1 protein-coding gene is annotated in these 1,085 nt (G+C 52.9%); it reads right to left on the bottom strand.

What is annotated here, in order from left to right; translation table 11 throughout:
* Window positions 1-7: 7 nt before the first annotated feature.
* Window positions 8-1,022, bottom strand: a protein-coding gene (locus CXF87_RS12110) for an IS630 family transposase (RefSeq protein WP_101146788.1) whose coding sequence is annotated in 2 segments (ribosomal slippage) — window positions 8-634 and window positions 636-1,022 — 1,014 coding nt in all. Because the reading frame shifts where the segments join, the coding sequence is not laid out codon by codon here.
* Window positions 1,023-1,085 lie beyond the last annotated feature (63 nt).

The raw sequence follows: 1,085 nt of genomic DNA on the forward strand, positions 1-1,085 counted from the left end.
TAAGTGCCTATTCAAAATTAATCGCGTGATCAGTTCCGTAACCACCGAGTAAGCGGTGTACCTCTTCATGTAGACGTTCAAACGAGAGATAGGCACTCAAGGGCAGCCAGGTGTACTTCATCTGCCGCCACAGAATCTCTATCAGATTCAGCTCTGGTGAGTAGGCAGACAGATAGATCAGATGCACACGTTGCGACATCCACTCCACCCTCTTGCGCCTAAAGGCCTTGGAGCGATGCATGCTGGCATTGTCGAGCACCACAACGGCGAAGGTGTCTGGATCCTTCTGGATCACAAACTGGTCAAACGCTTCTATGACCGTTTCCGTGGTCACTGTCTCGGTTGTCGTGTGATAGACCAGTTTTCCGGCTCGGCTTAGGAAGCCCAGCACGTTTAGCCTTCGGCTGCGGGAGTAGGCAGTGACTTCCCAGGGCTTGCCGATAGGGCTCCACGCATACGGCACCGACGACGCTTGTGAAAAACCTGATTCATCAAAGTAATAGAGCTCGTGCTCGCCTTGGTCCTCTCGCTCGTGAAGCGCTTTCATCAAGCCTTGCGTTTTGCGAAAGTCCGTTTCGTCACGCTGGGTCTTGAGTGAATGCCGAATGCGCTTGAAGCTATGGCCATTTTTTTTTCAACGCCCGGCGCAGTGTCACCGTGGCGACAGACTTGCCAGTCTCTTCTTGAAAGCGAGCCTGTAAGGCGCGAATCTGATGGGGATGCTCGGCTACCAACGCTTGCAGTCGCTTGTGATCGTGTTCATCGAGGGCGGGTGTTCGTCCACTACGCGGTTTGTCGGTGAGACCATCAAAACCGGACACTTCCCATTGCTTGAACCATCGTGATACGGCATCGCGGCGAACCTGAAGTATCTCACTGATTTGGGTAATAGTATGGCCTTGGTCACTCAGTAGAATGGCATGCGCCCGACGACGGAGAGCGCGCTTCTCGCCATGGTGATAGGCGGAGGTCAGCGTCTGTTGTTCAGGTTCAGTGAGAGGGGCAACGAAGCGTTTTTCCATGGTTCTGTCCGTGTCAGAAATCCTGGCATGGATATTACACGAAAACTTTAGATCAGGTACTTA

Origin of the sequence: Halomonas sp. MES3-P3E (assembly GCF_002836035.1) — a bacterium.
Classification (GTDB): domain Bacteria; phylum Pseudomonadota; class Gammaproteobacteria; order Pseudomonadales; family Halomonadaceae; genus Vreelandella; species Vreelandella arctica.